The sequence below is a fragment of the Bradyrhizobium sp. 132 genome (assembly GCF_023074185.1).
Taxonomy (GTDB): domain Bacteria; phylum Pseudomonadota; class Alphaproteobacteria; order Rhizobiales; family Xanthobacteraceae; genus Bradyrhizobium.
Genome location: NZ_JADPKY010000094.1, coordinates 106,021 through 129,860, shown reverse-complemented (window position 1 = coordinate 129,860; position 23,840 = coordinate 106,021). Strand labels below are relative to the sequence as shown.

21 protein-coding genes and 1 tRNA gene are annotated in these 23,840 nt (G+C 61.9%); 8 read left to right on the top strand and 14 right to left on the bottom strand.

The genetic code is table 11. The features are described from left to right. The first annotated feature begins 251 nt into the window (after positions 1-251). The 3 genes from IVA74_RS16595 to IVA74_RS16585 all read left to right on the top strand — a co-directional run bounded on the left by IVA74_RS16595 (position 252) and on the right by IVA74_RS16585 (position 5,209). Entirely contained in the window at positions 252-1,424 is a 1,173-nt protein-coding gene (locus IVA74_RS16595; protein WP_247345832.1) for an efflux RND transporter periplasmic adaptor subunit, read from the top strand. Continuing rightward, a complete protein-coding gene (locus IVA74_RS16590; RefSeq protein ID WP_247345829.1) occupies positions 1,421-4,567 on the top strand; it encodes an efflux RND transporter permease subunit in 3,147 nt (1,048 codons plus the stop codon). The genes IVA74_RS16595 and IVA74_RS16590 overlap by 4 nt, the downstream gene beginning before the upstream one ends. 69 nt (positions 4,568-4,636) lie before the next feature. Next, entirely contained in the window at positions 4,637-5,209 is a 573-nt protein-coding gene (locus IVA74_RS16585) for an invasion associated locus B family protein (protein WP_247345826.1), read from the top strand. 191 nt (positions 5,210-5,400) lie between these two features. On the opposite strand, the gene IVA74_RS16580 is transcribed toward IVA74_RS16585, so the two are convergent. Next, on the bottom strand, positions 5,401-7,689 hold the full coding sequence (locus IVA74_RS16580) for an arylsulfatase (RefSeq protein ID WP_247345821.1): 2,289 nt from the start codon (positions 7,687-7,689) through the stop codon (positions 5,401-5,403). A 107-nt stretch (positions 7,690-7,796) separates the two neighbouring features. Here IVA74_RS16580 and IVA74_RS16575 point away from each other — a divergent pair, with 107 nt between their 5' ends. Next, the gene (locus IVA74_RS16575; protein ID WP_247345818.1) at positions 7,797-8,483 is read left to right on the top strand and encodes a TetR/AcrR family transcriptional regulator; all 687 of its coding nucleotides are present in this window, start codon (positions 7,797-7,799) and stop codon (positions 8,481-8,483) included. Here the strand turns inward: IVA74_RS16575 and IVA74_RS16570 are convergent. The 6 genes from IVA74_RS16570 to IVA74_RS16545 all read right to left on the bottom strand — a co-directional run bounded on the left by IVA74_RS16570 (position 8,465) and on the right by IVA74_RS16545 (position 13,682). Beyond that, entirely contained in the window at positions 8,465-9,184 is a 720-nt protein-coding gene (locus IVA74_RS16570; protein ID WP_247345816.1) for an ABC transporter ATP-binding protein, read from the bottom strand. The genes IVA74_RS16575 and IVA74_RS16570 overlap by 19 nt on opposite strands. After that, positions 9,181-9,948: an ABC transporter ATP-binding protein gene (locus IVA74_RS16565; protein ID WP_247345813.1), complete on the bottom strand. Its 768-nt coding sequence runs from the start codon at positions 9,946-9,948 to the stop codon at positions 9,181-9,183. The genes IVA74_RS16570 and IVA74_RS16565 overlap by 4 nt, the downstream gene beginning before the upstream one ends. Further along, the gene (locus tag IVA74_RS16560) at positions 9,938-10,909 is read right to left on the bottom strand and encodes a branched-chain amino acid ABC transporter permease (protein ID WP_247345810.1); all 972 of its coding nucleotides are present in this window, start codon (positions 10,907-10,909) and stop codon (positions 9,938-9,940) included. Before IVA74_RS16560 ends, IVA74_RS16565 begins: the two co-directional genes overlap by 11 nt. 13 nt (positions 10,910-10,922) lie before the next feature. Then, the gene (locus IVA74_RS16555; protein ID WP_247345807.1) at positions 10,923-11,786 is read right to left on the bottom strand and encodes a branched-chain amino acid ABC transporter permease; all 864 of its coding nucleotides are present in this window, start codon (positions 11,784-11,786) and stop codon (positions 10,923-10,925) included. A 64-nt stretch (positions 11,787-11,850) separates the two neighbouring features. Continuing rightward, positions 11,851-13,104 (bottom strand): ABC transporter substrate-binding protein, encoded by a 1,254-nt coding sequence (locus IVA74_RS16550; protein ID WP_247345804.1) that lies wholly within the window; start codon positions 13,102-13,104, stop codon positions 11,851-11,853. Between the two features lie 215 nt (positions 13,105-13,319). Continuing rightward, positions 13,320-13,682, bottom strand: a complete 363-nt coding sequence (locus tag IVA74_RS16545; protein WP_247345801.1) for a DUF1428 family protein — start codon at positions 13,680-13,682, stop codon at positions 13,320-13,322. A gap of 297 nt (positions 13,683-13,979) precedes the next feature. On the opposite strand from IVA74_RS16545, the gene IVA74_RS16540 reads away from it, so the two are divergent. The 3 genes from IVA74_RS16540 to IVA74_RS16530 all read left to right on the top strand — a co-directional run bounded on the left by IVA74_RS16540 (position 13,980) and on the right by IVA74_RS16530 (position 15,788). Next, a tRNA-Gln gene (locus tag IVA74_RS16540) sits at positions 13,980-14,053 on the top strand. Between the two features lie 255 nt (positions 14,054-14,308). Then, entirely contained in the window at positions 14,309-15,178 is an 870-nt protein-coding gene (locus tag IVA74_RS16535; protein ID WP_247345798.1) for a hypothetical protein, read from the top strand. A 4-nt stretch (positions 15,179-15,182) separates the two neighbouring features. Next, complete coding sequence (locus IVA74_RS16530; RefSeq protein ID WP_247345796.1) at positions 15,183-15,788, top strand: hypothetical protein; 606 nt, start codon at positions 15,183-15,185, stop codon at positions 15,786-15,788. Between the two features lie 4 nt (positions 15,789-15,792). Here the strand turns inward: IVA74_RS16530 and IVA74_RS16525 are convergent, their stop codons facing one another. Then, positions 15,793-17,052: a terminase family protein gene (locus IVA74_RS16525; protein ID WP_247345793.1), complete on the bottom strand. Its 1,260-nt coding sequence runs from the start codon at positions 17,050-17,052 to the stop codon at positions 15,793-15,795. Then, a complete protein-coding gene (locus tag IVA74_RS16520; protein WP_247345791.1) occupies positions 17,045-17,734 on the bottom strand; it encodes a hypothetical protein in 690 nt (229 codons plus the stop codon). The genes IVA74_RS16525 and IVA74_RS16520 overlap by 8 nt, the downstream gene beginning before the upstream one ends. 339 nt (positions 17,735-18,073) lie before the next feature. Here IVA74_RS16520 and IVA74_RS16515 point away from each other — a divergent pair, with 339 nt between their 5' ends. Next, positions 18,074-19,639, top strand: coding sequence for a PIN domain-containing protein (locus IVA74_RS16515; protein ID WP_247345788.1), 1,566 nt, complete (start codon positions 18,074-18,076; stop codon positions 19,637-19,639). A 161-nt stretch (positions 19,640-19,800) separates the two neighbouring features. Here IVA74_RS16515 and IVA74_RS16510 read toward each other — a convergent pair whose 3' ends face one another. The 5 genes from IVA74_RS16510 to IVA74_RS16490 form a co-directional block, all read right to left on the bottom strand. Beyond that, on the bottom strand, positions 19,801-22,188 hold the full coding sequence (locus IVA74_RS16510; RefSeq protein WP_247345785.1) for a bifunctional DNA primase/polymerase: 2,388 nt from the start codon (positions 22,186-22,188) through the stop codon (positions 19,801-19,803). 78 nt (positions 22,189-22,266) lie between these two features. Then, positions 22,267-22,491 (bottom strand): hypothetical protein, encoded by a 225-nt coding sequence (locus IVA74_RS16505; RefSeq protein WP_247345781.1) that lies wholly within the window; start codon positions 22,489-22,491, stop codon positions 22,267-22,269. Beyond that, positions 22,488-22,712: a cold shock domain-containing protein gene (locus IVA74_RS16500; RefSeq protein WP_247345778.1), complete on the bottom strand. Its 225-nt coding sequence runs from the start codon at positions 22,710-22,712 to the stop codon at positions 22,488-22,490. Before IVA74_RS16500 ends, IVA74_RS16505 begins: the two co-directional genes overlap by 4 nt. Before the next feature lie 63 nt (positions 22,713-22,775). Continuing rightward, entirely contained in the window at positions 22,776-23,036 is a 261-nt protein-coding gene (locus IVA74_RS16495) for a hypothetical protein (protein ID WP_247345775.1), read from the bottom strand. A gap of 522 nt (positions 23,037-23,558) precedes the next feature. After that, the gene (locus IVA74_RS16490) at positions 23,559-23,774 is read right to left on the bottom strand and encodes a hypothetical protein (protein ID WP_247345772.1); all 216 of its coding nucleotides are present in this window, start codon (positions 23,772-23,774) and stop codon (positions 23,559-23,561) included. Positions 23,775-23,840 lie beyond the last annotated feature (66 nt).

Here is a 23,840-nt window from a genome sequence, read left to right as displayed (position 1 = left end):
AGCGCGGCGCACACCGCTTTCGAGCATTGCACAAAGTTTGCACGCTGATCGTTCACGCCGGGAAAATGCAGTGCTGCACACCGTAGCGGCACGGAGCTGCCTAGACAGTGCAAAGCTTTCCAATTGTTTAGGATTCTCAACCGATAGTGCTGTTTACTCTGGAACTTGGCGTGTATTATACAGGCGCCTTGGAACCCAATGATTGCCCTCATAATTCGTAGCTTAGGGCACGAGAGCCGACACGAGACGATATGAAAAAGTCCCGGCCGATCCTCTGGATTCTGATCATCGCGGCCGTGGCCTCCGCGGGTTACTATGGTTGGCACAAATTCGGCTCGTCCGACGCCGCAAAAACCCAGACCGCACAGAAGGGTCCGCAGCGCCCGCCCGCCATCCTTGTGAGTGTTTCGCCGGTCCAGAAGGTCGACTTCCCGGTCTACCTGACCGGTCTGGGCACGGTTGCGGGCTTCAACACCGTACAAGTCCGGACGCGGGTGGATGGCCAGATCGACAAGATCGCCTTCACCGAAGGCCAGATCGTCAAGCAGGACGAGCTTCTCGTCTCGATCGATCCCCGTCCCTATCAAGCCACGCTCGATCAGGCCAAGGCCAAGAAGGCGCAGGACGAGGCGAATCTGGCCAACGCCAATCTCGAGCTCCAGCGCGCCATGAAGCTCGGCGAATTCGCCACCGCACAGCGGGTCGACACCCAGCGCTCAACGGTCGCCCAGCTCACTGCGCAGATCGCCGCCGACGATGCCGCAATCTCCAACGCCCAGACCCAGCTCGACTACACCCAGGTCAAGGCACCGATCACCGGCGTCGCGGGCCTGCGCCAGGTCGACGTGGGCAACATCGTCAACGCCTCGACGCAGACCGGCATCGTCACAATATCGCAGGTCGAGCCGATCTCGGTGATCTTCACGGCGCCGGAGGATCAGCTTCCCTATATCAGCGAGGGCCAGAAGGCCGGCGCGCTCAAGGTGATCGCTTTCACCACCGACGGCAAGAAGACGCTGGCCGAGGGCAAGCTCGCGGTCATCAACAACCAGGTCGACACGAGCAGCGGGACGATCCGGCTCAAGGCGGTGTTCGACAATAAGGACCACGCGCTGTGGCCCGGGCAGTCGGTGTCGACGCGCCTTCTGGTGCGCACCTTGAAAGATGCGACCGTCGTTCCCGATGACGCGGTCCAGCACTCCACCAACGGCCTCTATGCCTATACCGTCAATCAGGACAACAAGGCCGAGATGCACAAGATCAAGGTCAGCTACGGCATCGACGGGCGTTCGGTCATCGACGAAGGGCTGACGCCCGGGCAACAAGTGATTACCGGCGGCCAATTCAAGGTCCAGCCGGGAAGCCTCGTCTCCACGGCCGTGGCGAGTACGGATCCGGCCCAGAACAAGGTTCGACAGGAATGAACGCGGGAGGGATTTCGGCACCTTTCATCCGTTATCCCATCGGCACCTCGCTGCTGATGGCCGGCATTCTCTTCGTCGGTCTCGTCGCCTATCCCCTGCTGCCGGTCGCGCCACTGCCGCAGGTGGACTTCCCGACCATCCAGATCACCGCCAATCTGCCGGGCGGCAGCCCGGAGACCATGGCCTCGTCGGTGGCCCAGCCGCTCGAACGGCAATTCGCCCAGATCCCGGGCATCGCCCAGATGACCTCGACGAGCTATCTGGGCACCGCGTCGATCACGATCCAGTTCGACCTCAACCGCAGCATCGACGGCGCCGCCAATGACGTGCAGGGCGCCATCAATGCCGCGAGCGGCCAGCTGCCGAAGAATTTGCCCTCGCCGCCCACCTACCGCAAGGTCAACCCGGCCGACGCGCCGATCCTGCTGCTGTCGGCGACCTCCGAGACATTGCCGCTGACCAGCGTCAGCGATGCGGTCGATGCCCAGCTCGCCCAGCAGATCAGCCAGCTCTCGGGCGTCGCGCAGGTGTTCATCGGCGGCCAGCAGAAACCGTCCATCCGCATCCAGATCGATCCGGCGAAACTCGTCGCCAAGGGCCTGTCGATGGAGGACGTGCGCAGCCAGATCGCGATCACCACGGTCGACAGCCCGAAAGGCAATATCGACGGCCCGAAGCGCGCCTACACGATCTACGCCAACGACCAGCTGACCCAGGCCAAGGACTGGAACGACGTCATCATCGCCTATCGCAATGGCGGTCCCTTGCGAATCCGCGACATCGGCCAGGCGGTCAGCGGCGCTGAAGACGCCAAGCAGGCGGCCTGGGCCAATGGCAAGCGCGGCGTGTTCCTGGTGATATTCAAGCAGCCGGGTGCCAACGTCATCGAGACCGTCGACCGGATCAAGGCCACCCTGCCTCGCCTCGTGGCCGCGATACCGCCCGCGATCAAGATCGAGCTCATCAGCGACCGCACCACGACCATCCGCGCCGCCGTCGAGGACGTCCAGTTCACGCTGTTGCTGACCATTGCGCTGGTGGTCATGGTCATCTTCATTTTCCTGCGCAGTTTCTGGGCGACCGTCATTCCCACCATTACGGTTCCCTTGGCGCTGCTGGGCGCGTGCGCGTTGATGTGGGTGGTCGGCTATTCGCTCGACAATCTGTCGCTGATGGCGCTCACCATCGCGGTCGGCTTCGTCGTCGACGACGCCATCGTGATGCTCGAGAACATCACCCGCTACATCGAGGAAGGCGAATCGCCGATGGCGGCCGCCTTCAAGGGCTCCAAGGAAATCGGCTTCACCATCGTGTCGATCAGTATCTCGCTGGTCGCGGTGCTGATTCCGCTGCTGCTGATGGGCGGCATCATCGGGCGCCTGTTCCGCGAATTCGCCGTCGTGCTGGCGATGACGATCTTCGTCTCGATGTTCGTGTCGCTGACCCTGACGCCGATGATGGCCTCGCGCTTCCTGCGCGCCCAGGGCGAGGTGACCCACGGCAAGTTCTACCAGTGGAGCGAGCGCGGCTTCGATGCGATGCTGCGCGGCTACGAATGGGTGCTCGACCATGCACTGGCCTGGCGCCGCACGACGCTCGCGATCTTTTTCGCGACCCTTGCTTTGTCGGTCTACCTGTTCGTCCTGATCCCGAAAGGGTTCTTCCCGCAGCAGGACGTCGGCCTGATCACCGCGACCTCGGAAGCCTCCCAGGACATCTCGTTCGCGGAGATGCAGCGCCGCCAGGTCGAGCTCGGCAAGATCGTGATGGACGATCCCGACGTCGCAACCATCGCGATGAACATCGGCGGCAGCGGCCGCGCCGGCAACAACGGCAACATGTTCATCACGCTGAAGCCGCTCGGCGTCCGCACTACCTCGGCGCAGCAGATCATCGCGCGGCTGCGTCCCCAGCTCGAGAAGGTGTCGGGCGCCCGTCTCTACATGCAGGCGGCCCAGGACGTCCGGCTCGGCGGCCGGCCGACGCGCACGCAGTTCGAATTCACGTTGCAGGACGCCGATCTGGCCGAGCTCAACGACTGGGCGCCGAAGATCCTCGCCAAGATGCAGACGTTGCCGCAACTGCGCGACGTCGCGACCGACCAGCAGACCAAAGGCACCACGGTTCAGCTCAAGATCAACCGCGATACCGCAGCGCGCTACGGCATCCAGCCTCAGCTGATCGACGACACGCTGTACGACGCCTTCGGCCAGCGCCAGGTCACGCAGTATTTCACCCAGCTCAACACCTACAAGGTGATCCTGGAAATCCTCCCGGAGATGCAGGGCAGCCTCGAAAGCCTGAACAAACTCTATCTGAAATCGCCGCTGACCGGGGACCAGGTGCCGCTGTCGACGTTTGCGACCTGGAGCACCGATCCGGTCCGCCCGCTCTCGATCAGTCATCAGGGCCAGTTCCCGGCGATCACGATCAGCTTCAACCTCGCCCAAGGCGTCGCGCTCGGCCAGGCCACGGAGGCCGTGCAGAAGGCGATGGCCGATCTCGGTGCGCCGCCAACGCTCAATTCGAGCTTCCAAGGCACGGCACAGGCGTTCCAGCAGTCGCTGGGCACCGTGCCGCTCCTGATCCTCGCGGCGCTGGTCGTGGTCTATCTGATCCTCGGCATCCTCTACGAGAGCTACATCCATCCGATCACGATTCTCTCGACCCTGCCCTCGGCCGGCGTCGGCGCGCTCGCGATCCTGATGGCGGCCGGTTTCGAGTTCAGCCTCATTGCTTTGATCGGCATTATTCTGCTGATCGGCATCGTGAAGAAGAACGGCATCATGATGGTGGACTTCGCCATCGCCGCGGAGCGCGACGAGCACAAGACGCCGGCGGAATCGATCCGGCAGGCAGCGCTGTTGCGCTTCCGTCCGATCATGATGACGACGATGGCTGCCCTGCTCGGCGGCGTGCCGCTGATGCTCAGTCACGGCACCGGCGCCGAGATCCGCCAGCCGCTCGGCTACGCCATGGTCGGCGGCCTGATCGTCAGCCAGGCGCTGACGCTGTTCACCACCCCGGTCGTCTATCTCTATCTCGACGAGCTCAACAACTGGTTCTCGGGTTGGGGCCGTAAGGGTGACGGCGAAGGCGACGAGACGATCGCGCACGGCACCGTTAAGGAAGCTGCCGAGTAGCAGCTTGCACCGCGCGCCTGGCGACGCTACAGCGAGCGAGACCCCGGTTCACGCCAACGCGGTTTTGCCATGTCCATGCAATCCAGACTTGCCGCCCTTGCCGCCGCGCTCCTGTTGTCGACGGGTGCCGCGTATGCCCAGCAGGGCGCCAAGAAGAACGCAGCTCCCCCTGCCCCGGCGGCACAGCCCGCACCGGCTCCGACGCAACCGCAGGCTGAGGGCTCTCCGGCGCAGCAGGCCGGCTGGGTCGTGCGCTGTACCAGCGTCAGCCGCGATGCGCCGCTCGAATGCGCGATGGAGCAGAACGCGGTGCTGACCAAGACCGGCCAGACCATCGTCCTGATCAACATCCGCATTGCGCCCGACACCCGCACACCGGTGGCGCTGCTGCAATTGCCGCTCGGCCTCAACCTTCCCATCGGCGCCAAGCTCCAGGTCGACGAGGGCAAGACGGTCGATCTCCCCATCCAGACCTGCGAGAACCGCGGCTGCTACGCCTCGACCCCGATCGCGCCGGACCTGCTTGCGACCTTGCGGTCGGGCAAACAGCTCAAGGTCTCCTTCCAGAACATGGCGAAGGAAACGATTGCGATCCCGATGCCGCTCGGCGATTTCGCGGCCGCTTACGACAAGATCAAGTAGCGCGCTTCTTTTTCGCCGATTGCCGCAGGAGTTTTCCTTGCGGCCCATCCTTCGAGACGCCCGCTTCCGCGGGCTCCTCAGGATGAAGTTTCAGCGCGCGGCAAATCCCAAACCCTCATGGTGAGGAGCCCGCCAGGGCGGGCGTCTCGAACCATGATGACCGAGCGCTCTCGCAGCCCGCAAGCCTGCCGTTACTGCCGAGCCATCTGCGCGTTGCCGACGGCGTCGCCGTCGAGCTTCTGGTCGTTGTGCATGGTCACGCTGACGCGCGAGAGCCGTCCTTCGAATTCGAACGGCGCCTCGTAATGCGACACCGGGCTGCCGCGGTCGCGGCCGATGTCGAGGCCGGACCACGAAATCAGCGTGTGGAATCCGAGCTGGGTCTGCAGCGATCCCGCCTTCTCACCGTCGATCAGGAGCGTGTAGTCGGTGACGCCGGTACGCGAGCCCTTGGCCGGCGGCTCCTTGCGCACAAGACGCTCAACGTGAACGCCGAGCCGCCGCTCGCCTGACGGCACCTTGCGCTCCGAGCGGACGATCTGGTGACTGCCGCCGATGTTGAGGTCGTGCACGAGATGGCCGTCCTTGACGTAGAGGCTATAGCCGGACGTCGCATCACCATGCGAGATCAGCACGCCGTCGGCACCCGCCTCGTCGATCTCGACATGCGCCTCGATCGTGTAGCTGCGGCTGCGCACATCAGGCGCGACATCGGTCGGCACATGACCCATGCCGGCATGGAAGACGAAATGATGGCGCGCACCATGGAAGCGCGCGGCATTCTCCGCAAAGCGCGGCCCGAAGCGGTCGTCGAGCGGCAGCACCTTGTGCTTCTCGGCTTCCTCCCACCATGCCGCGATCATCGCTGCCAGGCGCTCCGGTTCTTTCGCCGCAAGATCATCGGTCTCGGAGAAATCTTCATCGAGATGGAACAGCTCCCATTTGTCGCTATCGAACGGCGTGCCCGATGGATGGAAGGCGACCGCCTTCCAGCCGCCCTGCCAAAGGCCGCGGTGGCCGAACATCTCGAAATATTGCGGCGAGCTCTTTGAAGGAGCGGACGGGTCCGCGATCGAACGCGCAAAGCTCTCGCCTTCCAGCGGCATCTGCCGGCAGCCCGCGATCTCGGCGGGCGCCTCGATGCCGATCAGCTCCAGCAGCGTCGGCGTGAGGTCGGTTGCGTGCACGAACTGGTGCCGCAGCTCTCCTTTGGCCGCGATCTGCTTCGGCCAGTTGATGACGAAGGGATCACGGATACCGCCGCCATGGGTGTTCTGCTTGTAGCGCCGCAGTGGCGTGTTGGACGCCATCGCCCAACCATGCGGAAAATTACTGTGGGTGTCGGGCCCGCCGATGTCATCGATACGGCTCAGCTTCTCCGCGATCGGCTCCGGCTTGAAGTTGAACGGACCCATCGCGTTGACGAAGCCGAGCGGTCCGCCCTCCTGGCTGGCGCCGTTGTCGGACATCACGATGATGACCGTGTTGTCGCGGATGTTGGCCGTCTCCAGGAATGAGACAAGGCGCGCAAGATGACGATCGGAATGATCGAGCATGCCGGCAAAAGCCGCCTGCAGGCGCGTGAAGACGCGACGCTCGACGGCCGAATGATCTTCCCAGGCTTTCACGCCGTCATTGCGCGCCGGCATCCGCGTTCCCTCCGGCACCAGCCCCATCGCCTTCTGACGCGACAGCCGCTGCTCGCGCTCGATGTCCCAGCCGTGTGAGAACGTCGCGTCGTAGCTCCTGATGATCTCGGCCGGGGCCTGGTGCGGCGCGTGGCAGGCCCCCAGCGCCACCCAGGTGAGCCACGGGATGTCGGGACGATCGGCGACGTGATCACCGATGAAGCGGATCGACTGGTCGATCAGGTCCTCGGTCAGATGATATCCATCGGCATACGTCCCCGGAGGATCGATATGCGTGTTGTCGGAGACGAGCTCCGGCGCGTACTGGTCGGTCTCGGCATCGAGGAAGCCGTAGAAGCGATCAAAACCGCGGCCGAGCGGCCAGCCGTCGAACGGGCCGGTGGCGCCGCTTTCGGTCAGCGGCGTCACGTGCCATTTGCCGACCATGTAGTTGCGATAGCCGTGGGTGCGCAGCATCTCGGCGAGCGTTCCCGCCTCGCGCGCGATCTTGCCGCGGTAGCCGGGATAGCCGGAATCGAAATTGGCAAGGCATCCGACGCCGACGGAGTGATGGTTGCGCCCGGTGAGCAGTGCCGCGCGCGTGGTCGAGCACATCGCGGTGGTGTGGAAGCCGGAGTAACGCAGCCCTTCGGCGGCGAGCCTGTCGATGGTCGGCGTCTTGATCGCGGAACCGTAGCAGCCGAAATCGGAGAAGCCGACGTCGTCGAACAGCACGACCAAAATGTTCGGCGCGCCCTCGGGCGGCCTCGGCGCCTCCGGCCACCAGGGTTTTGAGTCCGCAACCGTCTTGCCGACGGTGCCGCGGAACGGCGTGTTGCTGCCTGCGCTCATCTGATCCTCCCTGTCGGCTGGCCTGGATGGCCGCCGACGGCCACGGTTGACCTGCGGCTCGTCCTCGCCTAAACTATAATCCGAATTATGGTTATGATTCAACCCAGATGCAAGCGCGGAAGCAGCCAGGTTCGGAACAGTCCGAGTTTCGTGATTTCGACCTGCCCGGCGTCGTCCCGTCGCGCCAGAAGCGCAGCCGCGAGACGACGCTGGCGCTGCTGCGCGCCGGCGCGGAGATGCTGCGGAGGCGCAGCCTCGCCGAGCTTTCGATCGAAGCGCTCTGCACCGAAGTCGGTGCCACCGTCGGCGCCTTCTACAGCCGCTTCGAAAGCAAGGAAGCCTATTTCAACGCGCTGATGGCACTGGCCGCGCGCGACGGCGAGCAGCGGCTGGCCGAGATCAGGCGGCCGTCGCCCGATGCGGGCCTCGACAAGCTCTGCCAAATCATCGTCAGCGGCATCATTGTCTGGATGCGCAACCACGAGGGCGTGCTGCGCGCAGCGCTCCAGCATGACGACACCCGTCCGGACAAATGGACAGCATTCAAGGCTCTCGCGAAAGCGACCACCGAACGCGCCACCCCTCTCCTGCTGCCGGCGATGGGCAAGGGGCGTAAGGCCGCCAAGGTCCGCACCATTGCGTTCGGCTTCCAAATCGTGCTGGGCACGCTGGTGAATGCGATCCTCAATGATCCCGGGCCGCTGTCGCTCGGGACGCAGGAGATGGAGACGCGGCTCGCCGGCTGCCTGTTGCTGCTGCTTCAGGCGAAAATCAGTCAGTCCACCCCAAGATAAGCCTTCTGCACCTGCGGGTCCTGCGCGAGCGCTGCGGCCGTGCCTGACAGCACGCTTTTGCCGACCTGGAGCACGGTGGCGAAATCCGAGACTTCCAGCGCGAGCTCGATCGACTGCTCGGCGAGCAGGATGGTCAGACCCTCGCGATGCAGGCGGCCGAACGTCTCGTACATGGATTCAACGATCGCCGGCGCAAGACCGAGCGAGGGTTCATCCAGCATCAGCAGTTTCGGGTCGCTCATCAGCGCGCGGCCGACCGCCAGCATCTGCCGCTCGCCGCCGGACATCGTGCCGGCGCGCTGGTTGCGGCGCTCCTTCAATCGCGGAAAGAACTCGTAGACGCGCTCCAGCAGCGTGGCCCGGAGCGACTTGTCGTGCAGCGGCGTAGCGCCGAGCAGCAAATTGTTCTCCACGCTCTGCTGCACGAACAGCCGCCAGCCCTCCGGCGACAACGCCAGCCCCTTGCGCACGATCGCAAACGCCCTCTCGCCGGCGATGTCCTCGCCGCGAAAGTGGATCAATCCGGAATGCACGGGAATGAGGCCGGCGATGGCGTTCAACGTCGTGGTCTTGCCGCCGCCATTGGAGCCGAGCAGCGCGACGACGCTGCCTTCGGGAACCTCCAGCGAGACATCGGAGACACCGATGAGGTCGCCGTAGCGCACCTCCAGATGCTCGATCCTGAGCAATGCCCCGCTCATAGGTCCGGCCCGCCCATCAATTCGACCGGCGTGTGGCCGGCGGCCGCCTTGGCCGCGCGCTTGCCGAGATAGGCCTCGATCACCGCCGGGTTGGACGTGACTTCGCGGGGTGCCCCACGGGCGATCTCCTTGCCCTGGTGGAACACCATCACGCGGCTCGCGAGCGACATGATCACTTCCATGATGTGCTCGACGATCACAAGCGTAATGCCGGAACGGTGGATGTCGCGGACGAGGTCGATGGCGAGCCTCACTTCATGCGCGTTGAGACCGGCCATGGCTTCGTCGAGCAGCAGCACCTTTGGCTCGGTCGCGAGCGCGCGCGCGATCTCCAGCCGCTTGCGGCCGGGCGTGCCGAGCGAGCGCGCCGGTGCATCCGCAAGCCTGATCATGCCGACCCGCTCGAGCACGGCGCGCGCCTTGGTCTCGGCCTCCTTGCGATGCGCCGTGCGCAGGAAGGCGCCGATCATGACGTTCTCGAGCACCGTCATGCCTTCAAATGTCTGCGGCACCTGGAAGGTGCGGGCGAGCCCAAGCCCGGCGCGCAGCTCCGGCGTGAGGTCGGTGATGTCGCGGCCCTCGAACAGGACGCGGCCGGACGTGGTCTTGAGATCGCCGGTGAGGCAGTTGAAGAACGTGGACTTGCCCGCGCCGTTGGGGCCGATCAGGCCGAGGATGTCGCCCTGCTCCAGCGTGACGGAAGCATCGTCCACTGCCTTGAAGCTGCCGAACGCCTTGGTGATCCCGCACGCCTCAAGGAGCATGGCCTGCTCCCGTATCCTTGCTGGGCTTGCTGCGCCGCGTGAACAGGCTGAGCAGACCGCCCGGCTGGAAGCGCGCGATCACCACGATGATCGCGCCATAGAGCACGAAGGTGAGCCCGGCGCCCTTGCCGCCGAGCCAGCTGTTGGAGATCTCCTCCAGCGGCACCAGGATCGCGGCGCCCACCAGCGGTCCGAACAGCAGCCCTGCCCCGCCCAGCGCCGCCATGATCAGGATTTTCACCGAGATCAGGATGCCGAACCCGGACTCGGGATCGACGAAGCCGAACATCATGGCGTAGAGCGCGCCGGCGACGCTCGTCAGCGCCGCACTCAGCATGTAGGCATAGAGCTTGGTACGGCTCGCAGGTGCACCGAGCGAGCGCGCGGCCCGTTCGGAATCCTTGATGGCGCGCAGGTAAAACCCCATCCGGCTGTTGGTCATCCACCACGTGATCAGAAGCGTGATCGCGAGGATGAGCAGGAAGAGATAATAGTACGGCAGCGACGACAGGAACGAGAGATCGAAGATGTTGCGCGGGACAGTTGGACCAGAGAGCCCGACGGCCGCGCCTAACCAATCGGTGTTGGTGACGATCAGCCGCATCGTCTCGGCGACCGCGATCGTCGCCATGCTGAAATAATGGCCGGACAGGCGCAGCGTCGGCACACCGATGATCGCAGCCAACCCCACCGCCAGCACGATCCCGCCGGGAATGCCGAACAGGGGCGACAGGCCAAATTTTACATAGGACCCCATCGCGGCATAGGCGCCGCAGCCGAAGAACACGACGTGTCCGACCGAAACCTGGCCGGCATAGCCGCCGACGATGTTCCAGGCCGACGCCGCAATCGCATAGAGCAGCACCAGTGCGCCCAAGCGCTGCTGGAACGGCGAGGACAGCAGCAGCGGATAGGCGATCGCAATCGCTGCGACGACCGAGAGCCAGATCAAGCGCCGCATCACAGCTTTCTCATCACATCTTCCCCATTAGGCCCTGTGGCCGGAACCAGAGGAAGAGCAGGAACAGGACATAGACGACGATGTCCTTGTAGATCGCGCCGATCAGATAGCCGGATAGTGACTCGATCACCCCGATCAGGAGCCCTGCGACGAGCGCGCCGGGCACGCTCCCAAAACCGCCGAGCGACACCGTGACGAAGGCGACGATGCCGAGCGTCTCGCCGACGGTCGGCACGATGTAGAAGAAGTTCGCAATCAGCGCTCCGGCAAGCCCGGTGGCGCCGGCCGCAATCGCCCAGGCGATCGCTTGCATGGTGTCGGGCCGGATGCCCATCAGCTGAGCCGCTGTTTGATCCTCCGCCACCGCCAGCATTTTCGAGCCGAGCGAGGTCCGCGTCAGCAGCAGATGTAGCCCGAGCGTCACGAGCAGCGCGACCACGCCAGCAAGCAGCCGCGAGGCCTCGATGCGCAAGCCGGCAAACGCATAAGTGCCGCCCACGATATTCGGGGGCATCGACAGGAAGTTGGCGCCGAACCACCAGAACACGGAATAGCGCAACAGCAGCGCCAGGCCGAAGGTGCCGAGGATCTGCGCCAGCATCGGCCCCTTCATGATGTCGCGGATCAGGGCGAAATAGACCACGACACCGACCGTCGCGAGCACCAGCGTCGCCAGCGGCGCGCCGAGGATCGGCCCTCCCCCCAACAGCGTGTAGACGACGTAGGCGACGTACATGCCGAGCATGACGAAATCGCCATGCGCGAAATTGACGATGTTCATCATGCCCCACACCAGCGTGAGGCCGGAAGAAAACAGGGCGTAGACGGCGCCAAGCAGAAGCCCGCCGACGATCACCTGTACGAGTACAAAGGACATGAGCCGCGTTGCTCTGATCAAATCATCATGGGAATGGCGGAGCGCGCAGCCCCGCCTTTAAATCTCACCAGCCCTTGTAAGGCAGCACAGGCGCCTTCTCGGCATTGGCCTTGGGCCACACCGCGGTGTAGTTCTCGCCGTCCTGGAGCTGGATGATGAGGCCGGAGGCGAGCACGTTCTGGCCCTTGTCGTCGAACTTCACGCCTTTGTAGCCCATCATCAATTGCTCGGGCTTCAGATCCGTCGCCTTCAGCGCGGCCTGGATCTTGGCCGGATCGGTCGAGCCGGCGCGGTCGATCGCGTCGGCCAGCACGAAGAAGCCCTGCATCTGGCGGCCGACCGTGTCGTCCATCTCCTCGCCGCTCTTCTTCTTGTACATGTCGGCGATGATGGCGGACGGTGAGCCGAACGGACCCACCGCCCAGGACGAGCGATTGAAGACGCCCTGCGAAATCTTGCCGACCGCCTTGATGAAGGACGGATCGGAATAGCCTGCGTCGTCGGCGAGCAGCACGGGCGGCTTGTAGTCGAGCGACTGCATGGTCTTGGCGAACAGGATCGCATCCGACGTGTAGCTGATCATGATGATGACGTCGGGCTTCTTCTCCTTGAGCTGGAGCACCTGACCCTGCAAATCGGTCGCGTTGACGGGATAGGCGACGTCAATTGCGATGGCCTGCCCCTTGTCCTTGAAGGCGGCGCTGATGGTGTTGGCGACAGAGGTGCCGTATTCGGTGTTGTCGTGAACCAGTGCGATTGCATCGGTCTTGGCACCCTGCGCCTTGATGTCGGCGAGGAAGTCGACATAGGCCTTGGCGAAGTCGGTGGCGATCGGCGTCGTGCGGAAGAACCATTTGAAACCGCGCTCGGTGAGATTGGCGGCGACCGACTCGGAGTTCAGAAAGGGAATGCCGTATTTCTCGGCGATCGCGCTCGAGGTCAGCGTGACGCCGGACTGATAGGAGCCGAACAAAGCGGCCGCCTTGTCCTCCGTGATCAGACGCAGTGCCTGGTTCTGGCCCGTCGCCGGGTTGCCCTGGTTGTCCGCGAACACGATCTCGATCTTGGCGCCGCCAAGGCCGGAAAGGCCTGCGTTCTTCGCCAGCGGCAGATTGCCGAGCTCGGGATGGGCGTTGTTGATGATGTCCATGGCGACCTCGAGCGCCGCCTTGGCATGCGCGCCGATCGAGGCGGTGCCGCCGGACATCGGCAGGATCGCGCCGATCTTGACGACCTTGTCCTGCGCTCGCGCGCCTGAAGCGAGCACAAGGGACATCGCGGCCGCGCAAAGCAGCCCGGTGACGTGCTTCAATCTCATGAAATCAGACCTCCCAAAGGGTTTCCCCAACCAGGTTTTTTTTGGAAAGCTCGGCTAAGCGCCCGCCCCCGTTTGATTATGCCTGGTGATGAGAGGATGGCATGCCGGCCCGATACCGGCAAGGTGAAACGAATTGCCACGATGCATAAGCAAGCACCGCTTATAGGGTGGGTTAGCGCCAGCGTACCCACCCTACGAGGCTGCGCAGCGCGCGCTCACCCGACCACGTCGCTCGCCCTCAGCAGCGTCGTGAAGCCGCCATAGATCATGCGCTTGCCGTCAAACGGCATGCCGTCCAGCTTCAGCCGGGGGTCCGCCATCACCTTCTTGTTGACGGCATCGCGAGTTTCCCGGTCGCGATAGACGATCCAGAAGAACACCACGATCTCGTCCTCCTTGGCCATCACCGCGCGTGGAAACGAAGTGAGCTCGCCATAGGGCACGTCGTCGCCGATGCATTCGACATAATCCAGCGCGCCGTGCTCCATCCAGATCGCGCAGGCCGTTTTCGCCAGCGCCTTGTAGGGCTCGATCTTGTCCTTCGGCACGGCCAGCACGAAACCATCGACATAGGGCATCACGGATCTCCTTGGGTTGCATGTCCAAGGACGATGCAGCGCGCGCCGATCCGACTAGGAAACGTGAATTTCGAATGAGGCAAACCGTCGCGCGCCGCTGCGGCGCGCCGCCGGAGCCTGAGATCCGGCCGCTCACGCCCCCGATTGGACCGCAAAACACACCTGCACCGCAGCGCTTGCCAGCCCACAGCCGAGCGGGTAGAAACCCTCCACGCCTGAGCCGTGATTTGCGCGATAAGCGCCGTCGGCCGCGGCCGGACAAGTCAACAAGTCATTGAATTTGTTCGGCTATTCCGTTGGGGAATGGTGTAACGGTAGCACAACAGACTCTGACTCTGTTTGTCTAGGTTCGAATCCTAGTTCCCCAGCCATCAGCTAAACTACTGAAAGTATTTGTTTTTTTGGCCTGAGATCGTTTCGATTTCGGAAGCTTTCGTGTTGCGCCTGTTGCACCAAAATCATGTGCAAATTCAAAGACTCAAGTGCACCCATGGCGGCTCGGCGCGACACAGGGCGCGACATGGCTGTGAATAGGTCGGATAGCTGTCAGGTGGAGCACTGCGTGCGACGCGCGCGTGCCACTATCGGCCGTTGATTCGCGCTGTACACACACTACGAGCATTTTCATGTCGCAAATTGAGCAGTCAGGGCAACGCTTCTCGCATGTCTACCTGCGCAGGGATGAGCTGTTACAGGACAGTCCCCGTGCACGACGCCGGTTGGCGGCTTGGATATCCGCAATCCCCAAAGATGCCGAAGATTTGGGTACGTTTTTGATTGCGGAGCTGGGCATCGATCTCGCCTTAAACTACGGAGTCGACTGGACCACAACGCTGGGTCGATTTGGTGCTGCAGATTTTTTGGACTCAATTACTTTGATGTACCGACACTTCACGCTGAAGCGTCAGAGCCCGGTCGGTATGCGGAATCCCCGCCTGAACGAGATGTTTCTACAAACGTCGCGCCGCATTTTTTACGAGGAACGACTCTCCTATCGCATTGATGATCGCGGCGGAGTGCATTTCAAAGTCGACGCGGAATTTTCCGCAAATACAAATTCTACGATCACCGCGATCGAATCCCCCCGTTACGCAAACGTGCGCGCCGAATTCGAAAAGGGCATGGCCGCTCTGTCGAACGCAGTTCCGGATGGGAAGGAGGCAATCCGCGGCGTGTTTGGCGCGGCTGAATGTCTTTACAGGCTTATTTTCGCGAGAGCGGCCAAACTTACGTCTGCCGATGCCACGAGGGCCTTAGGGGCTGCTGCACAATCGCTTTATGCATCCGACCCGGTCGCGCAAAGGACCGCCAGCAAAATGGTCAATGCATTCGCCGATTGGGTAGACGCCTGCCACAACTATCGCCATGAGCAAGGCACCGAGGATCCCTCGCAGCCGCCATTGGATCTCGCAATCGAGATGGTTAGCGCAGGAGCCGGATCAGTTCGGTGGCTCGTGAAGTTCGATAAACATCTGTCCGAAAATCAAACGAGCTGACGCTATGACCGCAAGTGATACAAACCAGAAACTCAATTTCGCGAAAACCGCTATTTGGATTGTCGGAAGCCTGAGCTTAGCCATCTTGGGTTCTGCTCTATGGGACTTCGCATTCAAACCATTAGTGCTGTGGATGGGCGAGCAAGTTGCATTCCTGACGAATTTAGGATCAACGGCCCTCAGCGACGCAATGTATCGCGAGATAGCCAGGGGAAATTACGAGCGAGTCAGCCTGATCCTTTTCCAAGGGATCGTCGGCGGGATCGTCGGGTTGTCTCTCGGTCTTATGACGAAGAAGCGCAGATCGGGCCATAGCATCGTGGCTCAGAAACGGCCTTCCAGGCCAGTAATCTATGCGATAATCATTACCGTGTTAGGCGTCCTTTTCTTGCAGTCGGTGCGGACATCCTACATCGTCCGGGCAGCCAACCATTTAGAGCAGTTGCAAACAATTATCGCTCCTTCTTTATCCGTAGAACAAAGAGTGGGCTTCCGATCAAGAATGGCACAGATACAGTCTAAGAGTGACTATGAACGCCTCGTAAGCGATTTAGCAGCAGCTGTTCGCGATCAGAGCGCCGTACTGCCCGCGTTTGATGCGTTCAAATGATTGTCTAAATCCGCAGCTCCCAATGACTCGTCGTGTGCTGCGGCCCGCTCAACTCCGTCAGCGCCCACACCAGCGCGTCAACACGATCCGGCGAATAGCCGACTTTGGCGCGATCGAAATCCGACGTGAATGCGCACATCTGATCTTCGAGCACTGCGAAACCGCCGACGTGATGCACCTTGCGCTGCTCGTAAAGTGCGGCGATCGGTTCGGCCCGCACCACCTTACCACGGCTTGCGTGCACGGCCTTGAAGCTCACGCGCGAGTCGAGCGCGCGAATCGTCGCCTCGACCATCGCGCCGCCGTTGTTCACTTCGGCTAGGATCCGATCGGCCTTATGGCGGCGGTAAGCGGCAATGGCGACTGCCGCCCATTCGTGCGGTGCATAACGGCCCGAGCAATCTTCTAAAACGTAGACCTGCCCGTCGCGAGCCACGCCGGCGACAATGATGCCAGTTTCGTCCGATCCTTCGTTGTTGGATACGGCCGGATCGATTGCCACGACGATTCGGCGCAGTTCGGGCGGCACCGCGACGCGATCGCGGTCGAGCCAATCCAATTGCCACAGGGCGCCGGGCATGTCGCTGAGCAGCTCGGCGTTTAGCTCCTGGCGACCGAGCCGCGTGCCTTCGTAACGCTGGCGCACGGCCGAAAGAAATGTTGCGGCTAGGTTCGCTTCGTTCTCGAAGGTCGAGCCACGCGTGACAACGACGTCTTTGCCCTCACGCGCCAGTAGTTCCTTCAACAGCTTGATCGGCCGCGGCGTGGTGGTCGCAAGCCAGCGCGGATGCTTGCCGAGTCGGAGCCCAAACATGAGCATGTCCCATGTTGCCTGCGCATCGTTCCACGCCGCCAACTCATCTGCCCAAGCGGCATCGTGCTCGGGACCGCGGAGGCGGTCGGCTTCCTCACTCGAAAAGGTGGTGGCAATGGCGCCGTTGGGCCAGGTCAGCCGGCGCTTGGATGGCTCGTACTGCGGCCGATTCCACGGCGGCGCCATGCGCAGCAGCCCGCTTTGCCCCTCGACCATCGTGTCGCGCGCGTCGGCGGCGGTCGGCGCTACAAGAGCGATGCGGCCGGCGAGTCCGGTCTCGACCAGATCATTCACCCAACCGGCACCTGTGAACGTCTTGCCCCAGCCGCGACCAGCCATGGCCAGCCAGCCATTCCAATCACCGGGCGGTGGCATTTGACTCGACCGGGCTTTGGCGCGCCATCCGCCGTCGGCCAGGGTGTCCGCAAGGGTCGCGGCGATACTAGACATGGGGGGCACTCGGTGCGGGCACGGGACAGGGCGGGACCAACGGCGGCGCATGTTCGATGACCAGGGGCGCCCTCTCCGTTCGTGCGACGCCGCCCGCCGTCTCCGCGTCTAGCTCGCGCAGGGCGGCCACCACAGCGGCCCGCGCTGCGCCATGCGGTGCCAAGGCTCGCAGGATGGCCGCCTGCACCTGTGCAAATTGCGGGCTGTTGACGATGGCCACGTTATTGGTGACGTTGATGGTGCCTTGGGCGATCGTCGCGATCTCGCCAGTCACCTTGCCGATTTTCTCGAGCACGCCGACCAGCTGCGCCGCCACGATCGCCGCTCCGCGTGCGTCCCCGGCCTCCGTGGTGGCGGCAAGCTGCGACATGAGCATGGTGCGCACCGCCCGGAAGTGGTCGAGCACTGACGCGCCTTCGTCGGCCGCCTTTGCCGCCAAGTCTGCAAGCTGCGCCGGTCCGACCAGATAGGACGCCTTCATTTCAGCACTGACGTGGTTGTGCCAGTGCCGGCCGATTGCGTCCTTGGACAATCCGAACTTCGTAGCCAGGCTGTCGAGACTCGCGCCGCCGGCTCGTAGCAGTTCAATTCGCCATCGCTCGTCATGAGCGCAGACGGTGCATTTGGGACCGGATTTCATCTGCGTTTTTCCATTGCGAATTGCGCCTTGCGCCTGCATCACTGACTAAGGGCGCAACATCGAAGCGACATGCTTAGAGGAAGCTATAGATTTCAGCAGGTTAACATGCGAGTAGAAGATTAAATATCCGTTAGTCGTCATTCTGCGAGGCGAAATCACCGCGAAAGCACAGGAAAATTGGCGCGGATTGAACGAAGGTCGCGCGATAGGGTGCGCGAATTTATGATCGTAAATGTCACAAGCCCGGTTCCTTCAAACCTTGAAGCGAGGCTGATCTCGCAAGGACTTGGCTGAACCGGCAGAATTGTGCTCGCGACTAAATATATAAACGTCGGTCTCGGCTGCAAAGGAACCCAACGTCTTTACCGGGAGCCAGGAAACATGACCATTCTTCTGGACAAAAACGTGATCACGAATATTGCGCGGGGAGACGTCGCCACTTCCCAAGCTCTGAAGCGAATTCTCGCGTCGGGAGAACAGGTTTACATAGCCCATGCCGCATACAACGAGCTGGTGCGGGATTCGCCGATCCAAATGCGCATGGGTTACGAAAAATTGCTCAAGGACCTGCACCTCACAACGTCCCCGGCGGGTGCCACTAGCGTCAAAGATCGGGGAGACTTCTACGCAGACAACATCACTCATGTGCCGGCGCCAGGAAAGCCAGGCCAAATAAAGGAATATGGGAGACGAGACAGCACAACTCCTGGCGACGCGTTCATCGCGGCGGAAGCGAAGGCCCTGAACGCACGCTTGTGGACCCTTGATGAACGTTTCGCCAAACGAGCCGAGAACCTCGGCGTCACCCCCCTTGCGGGAGTTTCCGGAATTAAGAGCCAGAGCGGTCCCGAAAGTATCGCGCAAGCCAGGAAGCTAATGGGATTGAAGCCGTTGAGCATGTTGCAGAGTGCCTCGGTCAAGCCAAACAAAGGCGGACCCTCCAGTCCTCCATCAGGCGGCACTACAACGTCCAGCAAAGGCGGCTCAGGAGCTTCTGGGGCGAAAACGAAAATAACTACTGCCGAGGTTGGGCCACCGATCGAGCCTGTGCAGGAACATGGCCCTAGTGCGAGCGGCGATGCCAAATTTCAGGCCGCCACCTTGGTGTTCGATGGCGTGAATTTTTTACTGCAAAAGATCAACGATCGGATTCAACGCCAGCGCTTTGAGGCCGAGTGGTCACGCTGGGCCCCCGAAGTAAAGAGGCGGCTCGACGCGGACCCTCAACTTGGCGCCATGGTGTTGATTTCCTATTGGAAGGGGCAGGGCGATGTTAATAGTGCTATCGATACGGTTGCGGTCTTTCAGAACATTCAAGTGGGCTATGGCCTAACTCCTGATGACGCCCGGCGCGACGCCTATTCGCAGAGCCGCTGGAGTGCCGGGTTCTCAAATGTTGGCGACCAGATCTGGCTTAAACCCAAGGCGCCGCCGGACATTAAAAGACTGAAGCTTCCTTTCGACTGCACCATCGCCGGACTGGCCACCTTCGTCCCCGGAAAAGAAAAGCTTGTGCGAGTCAAATTCAGCGGAAAGGCGGGCTTCGACGATAAAATGCAAAGCAGAGAAGTGTTGAGTGTTCCGGCGGGGATGACACCGCGGTTTTTCTACCTTTGGCCGCCGGACAAGGTCCGCTATTTTCAGGAAAGATGGGTAGCGCAGGAGGTGGATTGGGAGATGTCCAACGATGCTGACGTTCGCTACGGGGACGTTGACCCCTTTTCTAGCGGCGTACCGGTGATAAAACTCGACTCGTGGTACAATCCGGGCAATGCCACCGCCGCAATGGTTTGGCCTGCCGACAATAGCACCGCCAACCTGTTCCAGGCCGCCGCGAAGACTCAGGACAATTACGGTCTGCTCCGTGATCAGATGATAGGACCGTTGCGATGGGTCAGGCCAGAGTTCATCCGCATTCTGAAAGCCCCTTACGATTCCACTCCTTAAATCCGCTCGCGCCTTCCACCGCTGCCTTGTTGGGCACGCTGGGCGCAATGGGCGCGGTTTCTCTTGTGCTTATTTTTCTCTCTATCTTTCTGTCTACACGTTAGTGAACTCAGATTCTGACAACATGACAAACCGTGCCCACGGCGCCCAGCGAGCCCGGATCACGGTCTCAACCGAGCCAAAGGCGGTGCGTCCGCGGTCGCGCTGAGCAGCCGCGCCGCGGATAAGCGGGCATCTTCGCTCAATTCCTGCCGCGCATAGATCGTTGTCTTGCCGGCAGGCATCCGCCAACGGCCGCCGCTATCACGAGCATCAGGGTTGGTGACGGCGACGTAACCGCATTCGGCGAGCCGCTTCGGGATTGCTCGGCGAAGTTTGGCATCTTCGAACATCAACCGGAGTTGACTATCTGCCGGCGTCCGGGCCTTGACCATTTGGAGCGTCAACGCAGCCGGCTTGCCCATGCTTTCGATCACGTCCGAGAGATCGCTGCTCTCGGGCGCTACGCCGGCTGCGACCACCATGTGCCAGGCCGCGGTTTTCGGCGGGGGCGCCTTGGCGTTGAACGCGGTCAGGTCCAGATTGGCCAGGTAATGCGCGACCGCTTCGTTCCCGCCGTTCTCGAGCCAGGCGTTGATGTCATCCCAATAACCGGGCGTGAACTCCTCCTGCGCGCGAGTGGAGACGCAAACGAAGTGCCGGCGGTCGTCGGGGGCAAGGTAAAGCGCGTCGAAGTGGTTGCTGGTCATGATCACACCGCAGACGTTCACCGCTGCGTACTGCGGCACGTGCTTCGTGTTGATCCGGTGCGCCTCCGGCGGGTTGGTGATGACGTCCTTGGTGGCGTCATAGAAGCCATAACGGGACTCGCCGCCGAGGTCGTGGACTTCGTTGATTCTGAGGATGACCGACTGCAAATAGTCGTTCCATTCTGAATTGAAAAACGTCTTCGCGGTGATCTGCTTGAAGTTCTGCGAACCGATCGCAGTGATGGCAGGCTTTAGGATCGTGTCTTTGCCGATGCCCTGCGACCCGATGAAAACGAGCGCATGATTCACCTTGTCGCCGGGCCGCTGCACGCGGTGCGCTAGCCATTGGACGATGTGGTCGGCCTCGCCTGGATAGATCGCCTTGATATGGTTCAGCCACTTCGAAACGTTGCCCTCGATGCGGTCGATGTGCGGCGGAACGTAACGGTTGAACGTCCGGTCGCCGCGGCTGCGGATCCAGCCATCGATCGTCAAAACCCTGTCTTCGATGATTTTGGGCTCACCCGGCGCCCACCCCATCGATTTGACGAAGCGGTGTTGCGAAAGCCACGTGGTTGCCAGGGTGCCCGGCCCCTCGGTTTTCATTGCGTTCTTGACGCGGCCAATGTGCTTGTCGACGCTGCTTGCGCTGAATAGTTCGCCGGTTCGCTCGTAGATCATTTTGCCCGAGGGCAGATGCGCCCAATAGTCGTTCAGCGCGTTAGCCTGATCAATTGGCAACTCGGGATGGTCCGGCAGTGGCCCGAGCAGTGCAGCCTCGTATTGCTCCCGTTCCATTCGGTGCCGTTCCAGAATTTCGGCGGGGATGTCAAGCTGGACGGGACATGCCGGGGGCTGCGGACAGCCAAATGCACTTCCAAACATCCACGTTATGTCCTGCCTTAGCAGAGCCGGCAAGGTCGCCAGGTTCTCACCTTCGGTCTTGAAGTCGGCAGTATTCCACCAGCGACGGGTGACCCTGTCGTGCTGGTCTTCCCATGACATTGCCAGGAAGGCATTCAGGCCGTCTTCGCCCGGGAAGCTCAACTTGATCCGTTTGCCAATCGAAATCCATTCGTCGTTGCCGAGCGCCTCCGCGCCGCTCCTCCAGCGCTCGACTTTTTTGCCGATCCACCAAACCAGTTGATCATAACGAACGCCGTCATGGGAAACGCCCCCAACTGCGTCGCGCACTGGCCCGGTCACGCCGCCGTCGGACCGTTTCAGAAGCGCGAATAGGGGCGCTGTTTTCAAGCTGTACGGGATGGGCGGCTGCGCATCGGTGGCGAGCACATACGGGCGACCACCGAACGCGGAGCCGGGCGCAACATTGTAGGCGCGATTGCGGATCGAAATGCGCTCCCGGTCTTCCTCGCCGGGCGCCAACGGGTGGAAGTGAGAGACCTTGATGGACTCGTGTCCGCGGTGCTTTTGCGGATCGAAGTCGGCTGGGCAACGGAAAGCAAAATGCCACCCGCCGTTCGGCGAGTGACAGTAAGGCGCGGGAAGGTCTATGCCGATCTCAGTGCACCAAGCGGCGAAATGCGCCCACGCCTTGTCGCGATCGCCGTGGGCGTCGACATCGATTAGAACGACGCGTGAGAGACAAGCCGAAATCCCGAGCTGATGACCCTGCGCGCGCCAGGCGTGCCAGTCTGCGGCGTTCGTAGTCCCATCATAGAAACCGTTTTCGCAAGCAGGCGTCTTGGTGTCGGCCCGGAGTGGAAACAGCGCCAAGTCGTGTTGCTGCGCGTAGTCGAAAAACGTTGCCGAATTGGCATGATTGGTGTAAGAAAGCATCACTGCATCGCGCTCCTATCGCGGTGTGAAGGAATACAGAGCCCGGCGCGGTGGCACGCGTTGGGCTCTTTCGTTTTGTCAGCGCGCCACACGCGGCGGCGGGGGATACTTCGGCGGAGGCACCTTTGGCGCCCGCGGCAAGCGCTGCTCTCGGCAGAAAATCAACCAGTTCAGGTTCTCGGCGAGTTCTTTTGCCCGGCGATTCCAATCGCCCGGTTCGCACACGATCTGCTTGCGGTAGAGTTCGCAGTGGGCCTGCAGCAACTCGACTGCCTGCCCGATGGCAAGATCGATTTCGCTCATCGGCCGATCACTCGTACGGCGACAGCTTTCGCTTGGCGCTCGACTGGTTTGCGGTCGTCATGCAAGATCTCATAGTCGACGCGATTACCAACCTCGATTGAATCGAAGCCGGTGACAACGTTGCTTGCGTGAAAAAACAAATCGGCGTCGCGCTCGGATTCGGGGCGCAGAAATCCGAACCCTCGAATTTGATTTACGAATGTGATTTTTGCGGTGGGCAAGTCTAATTTCCCTCTGATGGTTGAGCGCGCGTTCACAGCAGTCGCGACCGGCGGAGCGTTGCGTTAGGCGGCAGTTTCGAACATTGAGAAGAAGATGCACGGCTTGAATGCCCATCGGCCGGCGACCTTTTGCGCGCCGACAAGTTGCCCTCGTTCGAGCATTGCGAACGTGGCCTTTTCGCCCTTGCCGATCACCTGGGCGATCGCGCGGGCACCCCAAACGACTTCTGGCTGATTGCTATGCATCTGCGAGACTCCGATTGAGTGCTCGCTTTGCTTGGATGCTTGGGCGAGCACAGATTTGTGCTGATCGCTCCCGCGCATCCCGCGCTTCGACTTTCACAGACCCGTTAAGGCGTCCCGCCTCCTATTGCCGTCCCGGCAACGGTCCCGTTATTCGTCTGGAAACGGCGGAATTCTACAACGCTCTAAGTAAAGGTCGACTTAACGGCGCGTACAGGCCGCGCTTACGACCAGAGCCGGCGAGTAATGTTGAAGAGCGCCGCAACCGGTACGCCGACTAAAATGCCGACGGTGCCGTATGCCACCATTAGCATTGTTGCTGACCAAGGTCCGGAACTTGTCGCGAACCCGTATGAAGCGCCCAGCGCGCCGAGCGTCCCTGCAATAACGATCATGTTGCGGTCGTTGCGCGCTTCGACGTTGTGAATCGGTTTTCGCTTTCGGCCAAGCGCCGGAGGTCCAAAGGGGTGCCGCGACCCGCAATTTGGGCATGCCGCAGCGTTCGTTGAGACAGAACGCCCACAGTCGTGGCAGTCGGTTGGTTTCTTGATCGGGACCATTGTGGACATCGTAAGAGTAGCGTCGTCGCCCGGCAAGGGACGCTCACTCCGCGCATATCGCCGGCAACGCTCGGCCGGGATAGCTCGCCAGGACGCGAATCTGATTCGCCGGAATACCAAGCCCAATCAGAGACGTCATCAATTGAACGCGGCTTCCGCCGTCCGCGAATTTATCGAGCGCGGCCTCATACTTGTCGAGGTCGCCGAGAGTGCGCAGCGCAATAAACGCGGGATAGTTAGAATGGATCGTGTCGAACATGGTGATGCAAGCCCCTATTTTCATTCCATGGAACCACATTGCAGGTCCCACGTCAGATTAATCTCG

Excerpts from the sequence above, each read along its gene's own strand:
- IVA74_RS16595 (WP_247345832.1), top strand. The coding sequence starts at position 252 with ATGAAAAAGTCCCGGCCGATCCTCTGGATTCTGATCATCGCGGCCGTG.
- IVA74_RS16590 (WP_247345829.1), top strand. The coding sequence starts at position 1,421 with ATGAACGCGGGAGGGATTTCGGCACCTTTCATCCGTTATCCCATCGGC.
- IVA74_RS16585 (WP_247345826.1), top strand. The coding sequence starts at position 4,637 with ATGTCCATGCAATCCAGACTTGCCGCCCTTGCCGCCGCGCTCCTGTTG.
- IVA74_RS16580 (WP_247345821.1), bottom strand. The coding sequence starts at position 7,689 with ATGAGCGCAGGCAGCAACACGCCGTTCCGCGGCACCGTCGGCAAGACG.
- IVA74_RS16575 (WP_247345818.1), top strand. The coding sequence starts at position 7,797 with ATGCAAGCGCGGAAGCAGCCAGGTTCGGAACAGTCCGAGTTTCGTGAT.
- IVA74_RS16570 (WP_247345816.1), bottom strand. The coding sequence starts at position 9,184 with ATGAGCGGGGCATTGCTCAGGATCGAGCATCTGGAGGTGCGCTACGGC.
- IVA74_RS16565 (WP_247345813.1), bottom strand. The coding sequence starts at position 9,948 with ATGCTCCTTGAGGCGTGCGGGATCACCAAGGCGTTCGGCAGCTTCAAG.
- IVA74_RS16560 (WP_247345810.1), bottom strand. The coding sequence starts at position 10,909 with ATGCGGCGCTTGATCTGGCTCTCGGTCGTCGCAGCGATTGCGATCGCC.
- IVA74_RS16555 (WP_247345807.1), bottom strand. The coding sequence starts at position 11,786 with ATGTCCTTTGTACTCGTACAGGTGATCGTCGGCGGGCTTCTGCTTGGC.
- IVA74_RS16550 (WP_247345804.1), bottom strand. The coding sequence starts at position 13,104 with ATGAGATTGAAGCACGTCACCGGGCTGCTTTGCGCGGCCGCGATGTCC.
- IVA74_RS16545 (WP_247345801.1), bottom strand. The coding sequence starts at position 13,682 with ATGCCCTATGTCGATGGTTTCGTGCTGGCCGTGCCGAAGGACAAGATC.
- IVA74_RS16535 (WP_247345798.1), top strand. The coding sequence starts at position 14,309 with ATGTCGCAAATTGAGCAGTCAGGGCAACGCTTCTCGCATGTCTACCTG.
- IVA74_RS16530 (WP_247345796.1), top strand. The coding sequence starts at position 15,183 with ATGACCGCAAGTGATACAAACCAGAAACTCAATTTCGCGAAAACCGCT.
- IVA74_RS16525 (WP_247345793.1), bottom strand. The coding sequence starts at position 17,052 with ATGTCTAGTATCGCCGCGACCCTTGCGGACACCCTGGCCGACGGCGGA.
- IVA74_RS16515 (WP_247345788.1), top strand. The coding sequence starts at position 18,074 with ATGACCATTCTTCTGGACAAAAACGTGATCACGAATATTGCGCGGGGA.
- IVA74_RS16510 (WP_247345785.1), bottom strand. The coding sequence starts at position 22,188 with ATGCTTTCTTACACCAATCATGCCAATTCGGCAACGTTTTTCGACTAC.
- IVA74_RS16505 (WP_247345781.1), bottom strand. The coding sequence starts at position 22,491 with ATGAGCGAAATCGATCTTGCCATCGGGCAGGCAGTCGAGTTGCTGCAG.
- IVA74_RS16495 (WP_247345775.1), bottom strand. The coding sequence starts at position 23,036 with ATGCGCGGGAGCGATCAGCACAAATCTGTGCTCGCCCAAGCATCCAAG.
- IVA74_RS16490 (WP_247345772.1), bottom strand. The coding sequence starts at position 23,774 with ATGTTCGACACGATCCATTCTAACTATCCCGCGTTTATTGCGCTGCGC.